The organism is Kaarinaea lacus, assembly GCF_975902315.1.
This window is the reverse complement of record NZ_CDLKIE010000107.1, coordinates 1-8824: the sequence shown is the minus strand read 5'-3', so window position 1 is coordinate 8824 and position 8824 is coordinate 1. Positions and strand designations below refer to the sequence as shown.

Here is an 8824-nt window from a genome sequence, read left to right as displayed (position 1 = left end):
TCCATATGGATTCAAAACTCAAATGGAACGTTGGATCATCAGGAGAATCTGTTTAGCTCAAATAACTTTTTAGTTGCTGACTTGGATAAGAGCGGAACAAAAGATATTGTACTAGTGAGAAACAACTCCGTGCAGATACTTTATCAGGTTAACAGTCTGGACTTTAGCATTGGTGAAGAATACGATATTTATCCAGAAACTGCCCGATCAACATCAGCGGCAATTGGTGATATAGATGGAGATGGCGACGAAGATATAATTGGGCTTTATGGTGGCGCATATAGTAGCTACCAAATATATACATTGAAGAATTTAAGTGTTCAATAATAACAATACTACGCACCATTCTATGTCCTGATGATGAACTATTTTTATCTGCTTTCTTCGGGTTATTTGCGTTGTGAACGACTGCTTATTCTGAACATGGATTTGGTAAGAGGTTATTACAGGTATAGGCGAAGTGAGAATTGCTTTCTGCCGAAAAAAATAAACCAGGTCACTTTTAGTGGGTGACCTGGCGTTCACTACTAACGCTCCCTCTCTCTCCCCTCTCTAAAGATCTTCTTGTTTTTCTCGCTTCTTCTTATTGTTATTGAGGCAGTCTTACTGAGTTAGTTATTTGTCCTGCATTATTGGGGTTAGCAATCTGGACTCTGTTAATACTTCTGTTTGCTGAATTTAAATAACCTCCCTGGTTATATCCGGCCTCCGTGCCGGCAAGCGCTATCCCTAATCCCATACAAACTATAACTCCGATTATGGCCACTTGTTTTATTGTTCTTAGAATTGACACCCGGTCTCCCCTCTACCAATTAATGTCTAACTGGCCATGGGAAAGATACTACTGGAATGTACATTTTGTGATAACTGGAGCGTACCCCATATAAAGCTAGGGTTATCCCTATACAAAGGCTATGAGCGCTAATGTCTGAATGGATTAGACAGAATCTAGATATGCGTGTAATTGTTTGTAATTAAAGGAATGATGAACCAGGTCATCTTTCTCGGTTTTCAGATTGTCGTCTGGTTGACTTTAATTTTTCTCAGAGGGTGGGCGCCCGGTGTTTAGCTGCATTTAACCGTGTATACAATGGACTGACTTCCTGTATTTGGGCTCGATTGCTGCCGAATAAAAATGCAGTCACTATGATTATTTTTGGTTTGTATTTCGTTTCTTATTTCCTTGGCTTTTTTATCAATGTCGGCGTCGGTAGAAGCTACATTGTAATAGAGTGTGAATTTGTAAGTATTGTCGCTGAGTTTCTCGGGTGCTATTCCATACGTCGTAACAATAGCGCAGCCAGCTATTAATTGTGTCGATAAAATAGCGCTTATAGCAGCAAGTCTAGTCAATGCGGTGTCTCCTGTTAAAAGTCCTGGCAGTGAACGGTTTCCCAAAAGCCAATGGTGCACGCGTTATGTCATCCAGGATTTACCATGTGCTCATTGGAATTATTTTCAGCGCTCAATGAACAACTGGGAACAATTCGTGTTCCGCTAAGTGTAGGTATTGTAAGCAGAGGTAAACGCATCATTGTTATTATTCTTATACCAGTACTAATTTCCATGGCAGTATAGCAACATTAGTAAACATTAACAGCTGCAGATTCAATTAATTGTTTTGATGATGCGCAGCTATAACAGCGGTTTTATGCTTTTGAGGCTATGATCACATTGGCGAACTGGCTGTGGTTCAGTAAAGCCGGTTATCTTATTGTGAGATTACCTGTAGTAAGCATGCGGCTGTCATTACTGTGCAGTGAAATAAATATCGCCGTAGTAAGCGGTAGCGGACTGTTTACTATTATCCGTGTCTGTCATGATGGCAATGGCATCGATCTGGGTTTTATCGATGTCGAGTAGTTTTTCGATGTCTTCCAGAACATTACGCTTTTCAGTGACCCACTGGCCCGTCAATGCAGGACCGGATTGCATGGCGACCATGGTGGCGTTCCCGGTAAACGCATTGGGCCAGTGGCTGTTTTTCGGTTGCTTGCTTGCCCATGCATAACTAATAGCGCGTGTGCGCCAGAAAAATATGCCACCGGATATGACGACATATATACGTGCAGCGTAGTCATCGCCTTCCTTTTGGGTTTCGTTGACGTCGCTAAGAATGGAATCGACTTTCCACGACCAGTTTAAATAGGGAGTTTTTGTTAAATCGACTTTCATTTTACGAACCAGGCCCGAGGCCGACTGATTGCTAATGGCTTTGATCGCCTGCCTGTTGTCGATGGTAACCAGTTCGTAGGAAGTTTTTCCGGAAAACTCTTCAGTTTCCCAGTTGCTTAAGTCAGGCAGTGTCAGCACCTTGACTGTTTTATTGCCTGCAAAAGAAACGGCAATAATCATCAACAGAATCAAGCAAACAGGCATTGCGAACACCAATGTTTGTTTGGAAAATCTAGTTCGACGCAATGTAAATACTTCCATTTTCAACTTTTAAAGGGATGGATTCCAGGCGGCTCCCCGCGCAAGGTCCCCGTACACAATAACCGTCAGTAGTACGAAACAGGGCGCCGTGCGTGGAGCACTGCAGGAACTTGTTATCGATATCAAAAAACTGATCCGGTTGCCAGTTCAGGTTAACCCCCGTGTGGGGACAGCGGTTTTCGTAGGCATAAAACTGTTGGTTGTCATTCACGACAAACAACTCCAGCGGCCCAAATGCGGTATCAACCACAAATTCCTGTGCGTTTCCCGCACTGATGGAAGCGGTATCAGTTAATAATATCCACGACATATAAGATGAAGTAGCGCTAGAAATGTTACATGAAAGGAAGTTAAATCCAGTTGCCCGACCATTTTTTGCGTAAACGTTGCCATAAATTATCGGAGTTTTCTTCGAATACGATGCTGGTATCCGTTTCGACAATAAGCCAGTCGCCGCGTTTGATTTCTTCCTGCAGTTGGCCGGGACTCCAGCCGGCATAACCGGCATAGGCCCTGGCAATTTCGCCTTCTTCGGCTTTGGAGGAACCATGGATGACAGCGTTGAGACCAACCGTGAAATAGATGTCATCGGTGACACGCTTCATGCCAGCATGGGGGCGCTTGGTTTTCATTAACACGAAAATCCCGTTGGTTTTAACCGGCCCACCGAGGTAGAGCGAATCTTTCATGGAACCCAGTTCTTTTACCGTCGGGAACGCTTCGTTCAGCGGAATATGGGCCGGTCTATTGATCGCGATACCCGTAGCACCCAGAGAACTATAGTGCGTCATGAGAATCACAGTTTCTTTGAAGCTGGTATTCGCCAGGTTGTCGGTAGCAACCAGAAAGCGGCCTTTTTTCGGTTCCAGCTGAGGACCTGCCGCCGGGGTGATTTGCGCCAGGCATTGTCCACTGATGAAAACAGCGGCAAGCAAAAGCAGGGTGCTTGTTAATAATTTACGACTAATGTGACTAGTAATGTGTCGGCTATCCATGACGAGTAACCACATCCACCCAACACATATTCACCCAAAAACAGTTGCCGGTCTGGGGCGCTGGGTATGACTAATAATTATACCGGCAGGTGATTACAGTATACCCTAGAACGGGTATAAGGTGCGCTGGGAGTTGGATTTTTAGCGGGGTCGCCCGCCGTGCGTTTGCTTTACACGGCTTCGATGGCGTTTGCACCACTGGCTCTGGCAGTATCCAGGCCCTGGTTGGCTTTGCGCAATAACAGCACCGAATCATTGCCTTTTTCCCAGGCGGTTACGCCGAAATTCGCCTGCAACTGAAAAGAGGTATCTTCAAAATGCACGTGCAGATCATTGACCTGGGCGGAAATTTTGTTGGCTAAATGCACCGCTGAGGGTTTGTCAGTTTCCGGCAAAATAAAGACAAATCGATTGTATTCCACGCGGCTCACGATATCCGCCCAACGCATCTGGTCTTTCAGCAAGCGGCTCACCTCGACCACGGCCTGGCTGGCCGCATCGGGTCCATGGTCATCAACAATGTTATCCAGGTTGGTTAATTCCATGGCGATTATCGACAGGTTATTACTGTAACGGCGACTGCGGGATACCAGTGGTTCGAGATGTTGCAACATGGCGCGATGATTGAGCAGGCCACTTTCGCGATCCACGGTAGAAAGCTGGTTTAACTGCTCGGTCAGTTTTTCCTGTTCGGCCAGCAGACTGGAAACTTCCGAGATGTCGGTATATACCGTGGCTGAATAGGTGGAACCCTGGCCCGCGGCAAGTGGGATGGAGCGATGCTTCAACCAGCGATCAGGGGCGACTTCATCACCGGGAACCAGAACGGTATCGGATGCTTCGGAAATTGGGCGTAGTTTATGGCTTTTTAGATCACTAAGAGAATGCTTACCGAGCTCATCCATAGATATGTTAAGAAACCTGGCAAGCGCTTCGTTACACCAAACTATATTGTCGCTCTGATCTGAAATAGCGATGCCGACGGGAACGTGTTCCAGTAATTCCATCGCCAGCTCCAGAGTAATTTTGCTTTCACCAGATTCCATTTTTCGACTCCGACTTATTTATCTGTTTTCATCCAAATTGCGTGGGATTGCCTGACTGGCAGTGCCATGGCAGTGACAATCGGTACAACTAAGCCAATGTTTTCTCAGCACTTAATTAACTAATAATAGGAGAAAAATTCGTAAAATGATAAGCATTTTTCCAGGATTTTGCCCCCGAATTTCCCGCCCTATTTGAGTACTTCCCTGCTTTAAATACAAGCTGTCCTTTTTACCAAATCCTTTGCCCTATTCTTCGGCAATTGAATAGCCAGCCTTGAGGCACATCCGGTCGATTTGTGATCTTTTGCGGTATAGCAGGCGACCAAACTCACAAAACGTCACAAAAACCAGCGCTGACCTCTCAAAAATTACACTCAATAATTGGCCCTGATTGCCGAAAACTTATGTGGGGATGTACCACTTACGCAAATTGATTACTTATTGAATTTACATAATATTTCAGATTTCACGAGGGTCTTGGCGGTCGCATGCTGGTAACGACAATTAAAACGGATGGTTCTGGAGAAACGGATCTCAAGGCAATCAAGAACCGCTTTCTCGAGATCAACCAGCAGCGCCTGGAAAGAACCCAAAATTCCCTGAAGTGGAAACAGCGTAATTTTTTAAACCTGTTGCCACTGTTCTTTCACGTCAACCATAAACAACTGCCGGGTTATGTGTCGGGCGAAACCCCTGCAGGCATCTCCCTGTATTCGCCGGACAAAAACAGTATCGAGGCCGCAAAAAGTCTCGCCAATAATTTTGACTATAAAGAATCCGCTGCCGCCAAGTGCGACATACATTCACTGTTTATGATGGGCAGTGTGGGGACCATCGCACAGTCGGAAAAAAGTGACTTCGATATCTGGCTTTGCTACAACCCGTCGCTGGACGACAATCAATTAACGGAGTTGCGAGTAAAGTGTGACTACATCGAAGTCTGGGCAGAAAGCATCGGACTGGAAGTGCACTTTTTCCCAATGGATGCGGAAAAATTTCGCAGCGGGGAAGTGCATCAACTTAGCAGTGAAAGCAGTGGATCAACACAGCATCACTTATTACTGGAAGAATTCTATCGCACCAGTATCTTGCTGGCGGGTCGTTTTCCCGTGTGGTGGCTGGTACCGCCGGATCAGGAAAAACTTTACGACGAGTTTGTGCACCACCTGACGCACAATCGCTTTGTTGACGAGAACGAGATTATTAACTTCGGCGGATTGTCAAAAGTCCCGGTGGAAGAATTCTTCGGTGCCGGCTTATGGCAGGTTTACAAGGGAATTGATTCTCCCTACAAGTCGGTATTAAAGATCCTGCTCATGGAAACGTATGCCAGCAGTTACCCCAACTGCGAATTGCTCAGCCAGCATTTTAAGCAAAAAGTCTATGACGGGCTGATGGACCTGAATGCACTGGATCCCTACAGTATTTTGATTCGCCGTCTGGAAGATTACCTGATAAAGCGCGAAGAAAAAGAACGCCTGGAACTGGTGCGACGCTGTTTTTATTTCAAGGTGAATATTCCGCTGAGTTCCGATTCACGCGGCAAGGACGACTGGCAACGTAGTTGCCTGAGAGAGCTCACCGCAAGCTGGAACTGGAAGGCTGACTATATAGAGGAACTTGACAAGCGAGACGAATGGAAAATCCATCGCGTGTTACAGGAAAGAAAGGTGTTGGTTGAAGACCTTACACACAGTTACATGTTTCTTTCCAGGTTTGCGCGTAACAATGCCGGCTTGTCACGCATCAGTCAAAAAGACCTGAATGCACTGGGTCGCAAGCTGTATGCCGCGTTTGAAAAGAAACCCGGCAAAATAGAGCTGATCAATCGCGGTGTATCCACCAATATTGTTGAACGAAAACTCACCTTTCAACAGTCTGTCACCCGGTCCGGTGTGGAGTCCTGGCAACTGCTCAATGAAGCCGCCAACGCAGCGACCAAAAAACTGGAGCTCACTGCTATTAAACGCGGTAATAGTGCAGCGGAATTGCTAACCTGGTGTCACTTCAACAGGCTGATCAACCCCGGCACCATTTTGTCCCTCGATACCAAGGTCGGTTCACTGCAGGTGGAAGAGGTCAAGAATATCCTGGACGCATTGCAGCAACAGTTTCCCAATGGCGAAATTCCGGATACCAGTATTGATGATCTTGAAAAGCCACCGGCCGTTGTCAGTGCATGCCTGTTTCTCAATACCGGTATTGATCCGCTGCGTGGCAATGCCCGGCGCAACAATTATTTTATGAGCGAAGATAAGGACATTCTCAATCCGGTGAGTTCATCGGCTAATCTGGCGCTTACCTTCGATCTGGTGGTTGTGACCAGCTGGCAAGAGATCCTGACTTATCGTTATTCAGGCATTGATGGAATGCTGGACTGCCTTTGCCAGTTACTGCGCTGGAACCTGAATAACGCCGGCATTAAACGCAAAAAATTCGCGGCATTTAACTTTTCGTTTGCGCAGGGTTCCATGCTGGTGGAAAGAATTGAACAACTGTTCAAAGATGTATTAAGCGCCTATTTCAGAAATGGCAGTCTGCAAAAAAATGTGCGGTATATTCTCGAGGCGCAGCAGTCGTTTTTCCTGATTAATCATGAAGGGGATAACTTTTATTATTTAAGAGCTGATACGGAACGCGAGTTTTTTAATAAACTTTCTGAGTCACAATCAGGTACCAACCAGTTTGAGGTTGACCGGCGCGCATTTGAAGGCACGACGTTAGCGGATGTGTTTGCGAATAATTTAGCAGGGAAGATTCAACTGTTTTATGAAGTGGTAGGGCAGCTCGCCAGTATATATATTCTGGATGAGCAGGGTGCCGCTTTTCACCAGAAGTTGCCCTTTCATGAAGACCTGAGTTTGATCAATCAATACATGGCGTTTTTTGATACCGTGCTGACGCGTCAGTCAATGGCACACAACGATGACTACTATGCGGGGATGCTGGACAACATCGAGTTTTATCGCGTGCATCGAACGGCAGAGGGTCAATGCCAGTTTAAACGGCAAAAAAGTGACTACGATAAAAGCAAACAATCTTACTTCCATGTGCAGGTTGTTGGCAGTGTGATCGACCAGAAAACCGTGTTCACCATGTACACGGAAGACAAAGAGTATTCATCGCTGGACCACGGTATTAACCTGTTTCGTGAAGTTGCCCGCTACGTGTTGAGTCGACGGCCCAGTGGAGAGCGCTATCCGATCTATATTACGGACCTGGACCTGGCGCCGGCCCTGTTAGGGGAACGGGCATCCAGTCATTTCCAGATCATTGAATACCTCAATTATAAAAAGCGCATTGAAGAAAAACTGAATTACGAACTGGCGAACTGTTAAATCACTAACGGTGCTTGTTCACCCTGAAGCAGTCACCTGCTTGATCCACTGGCTGATATCCACGATTTCCTCAGCGCACACTGCATGTTCCATTGGGTAATCCTTCCACGACACCGAGTATCCCAGGTCGGTTAATCGTTGCATCGACAACTGGCCCGCATTAATGGGTATCACCGGGTCATACAAACCATGTGTCATGAAAATAGGAATTTCCGCCTTTTGTGCAGCTGGCGGAACCTCAACTTCATCGGCCAGAGGCAGGTAGGTGGAAAGCGCCAGTATGCCGCCAAAGTTTTCCTCTGATCGTAATCCAATATGCAAGGCCATGGCGCCGCCCTGTGAAAATCCGGCAAGGATAATTTTATTGGGGGAAAATCCCCCTTCTATCTGCTCATGGATAATTTCGTAAACGGCGTCGGCGGACTTTACGATTCCCTCGTGATCCTGGCGTGCCGTTAGATCCGGCTCAATGATGTCGTACCAGGCGCGCATTACAAAACCACCATTAATGGTGACCGGTTGCATGGGGGCATGGGGAAAAATAAAGCGAATCCCCGGTGATTCGGGCAAATTCAATTCAGGCACAACGGGTTCGAAATCATGCCCATCAGCCCCCAGTCCATGCATCCAGATGACGCAGTATTCCAGTTCGCTGCCAATTTCAGTAAATTCATAATCCAGCATAGGCTTAACCTTAAAGCATGAGTGCCCCTGGGGCAATGACCTAAATAGTTGTTAAAAAACAGCACGCTTGCACTATTATTGGTACAATTATGCCGTCATTTCCACCCGGGTGGTCAACCCGTGCATTTTTGTAAAAACAGCACCAGGAAATCCTGGAGCCAGGAAACCAGCGTTAAAGAGTCAAAGTAATGAAGCTGAAAGAGAGCAAAACAAACATCGGCGTTTATCTGGCAATAGTCATCCTGTTCGGATTGCTTGTCGCTGGCTGTGGTGCAAAAGGCAAACTGTACTTGCCCGAGGAAGAAGAAGCCAAGCAGCAACAGAG

General features: G+C 46.3%; 8 protein-coding genes. 3 read left to right on the top strand and 5 right to left on the bottom strand.

What is annotated here, in order from left to right:
- Positions 1-327: FG-GAP-like repeat-containing protein (locus tag ACWVCM_RS02715; RefSeq protein ID WP_455200168.1), on the top strand; the 327-nt coding region annotated here is incomplete at its 5' end.
- A gap of 1422 nt (positions 328-1749) precedes the next feature.
- Here ACWVCM_RS02715 and ACWVCM_RS02710 read toward each other — a convergent pair.
- From ACWVCM_RS02710 to ACWVCM_RS02695, 4 genes are all read right to left on the bottom strand, one after another.
- Positions 1750-2421 carry a DUF3047 domain-containing protein gene (locus ACWVCM_RS02710; RefSeq protein ID WP_455200167.1) on the bottom strand — a complete coding sequence of 224 codons (672 nt, stop codon included), beginning with the start codon at positions 2419-2421 and terminating at the stop codon, positions 1750-1752.
- Positions 2408-2746 (bottom strand): Rieske (2Fe-2S) protein, encoded by a 339-nt coding sequence (locus tag ACWVCM_RS02705; RefSeq protein WP_455200166.1) that lies wholly within the window; start codon positions 2744-2746, stop codon positions 2408-2410. Before ACWVCM_RS02705 ends, ACWVCM_RS02710 begins: the two co-directional genes overlap by 14 nt.
- A 40-nt stretch (positions 2747-2786) precedes the next feature.
- Complete coding sequence (locus tag ACWVCM_RS02700; protein ID WP_455200165.1) at positions 2787-3446, bottom strand: YqgE/AlgH family protein; 660 nt, start codon at positions 3444-3446, stop codon at positions 2787-2789.
- Between the two features lie 155 nt (positions 3447-3601).
- On the bottom strand, positions 3602-4477 hold the full coding sequence (locus ACWVCM_RS02695) for a sensor domain-containing diguanylate cyclase (protein ID WP_455200164.1): 876 nt from the start codon (positions 4475-4477) through the stop codon (positions 3602-3604).
- Between the two features lie 488 nt (positions 4478-4965).
- Here ACWVCM_RS02695 and ACWVCM_RS02690 point away from each other — a divergent pair, with 488 nt between their 5' ends.
- Entirely contained in the window at positions 4966-7815 is a 2850-nt protein-coding gene (locus ACWVCM_RS02690) for a class I adenylate cyclase (protein ID WP_455200163.1), read from the top strand.
- Between the two features lie 18 nt (positions 7816-7833).
- Here ACWVCM_RS02690 and ACWVCM_RS02685 read toward each other — a convergent pair whose 3' ends face one another.
- Positions 7834-8499: an alpha/beta hydrolase gene (locus ACWVCM_RS02685; RefSeq protein WP_455200162.1), complete on the bottom strand. Its 666-nt coding sequence runs from the start codon at positions 8497-8499 to the stop codon at positions 7834-7836.
- Positions 8500-8687: 188 nt separating this feature from the next.
- Here ACWVCM_RS02685 and lptM point away from each other — a divergent pair.
- The coding region (gene lptM / locus ACWVCM_RS02680) for an LPS translocon maturation chaperone LptM (RefSeq protein ID WP_455200169.1) at positions 8688-8824 on the top strand (137 nt) is incomplete at its 3' end.

Bases quoted from the DNA above. Each gene is read 5' to 3' on its own strand.
- ACWVCM_RS02700 (WP_455200165.1), bottom strand. From the start codon at position 3,446: ATGTGGTTACTCGTCATGGATAGCCGACACATTACTAGTCACATTAGT.
- ACWVCM_RS02685 (WP_455200162.1), bottom strand. From the start codon at position 8,499: ATGCTGGATTATGAATTTACTGAAATTGGCAGCGAACTGGAATACTGC.
- ACWVCM_RS02705 (WP_455200166.1), bottom strand. From the start codon at position 2,746: ATGTCGTGGATATTATTAACTGATACCGCTTCCATCAGTGCGGGAAAC.
- ACWVCM_RS02695 (WP_455200164.1), bottom strand. From the start codon at position 4,477: ATGGAATCTGGTGAAAGCAAAATTACTCTGGAGCTGGCGATGGAATTA.
- ACWVCM_RS02690 (WP_455200163.1), top strand. From the start codon at position 4,966: ATGCTGGTAACGACAATTAAAACGGATGGTTCTGGAGAAACGGATCTC.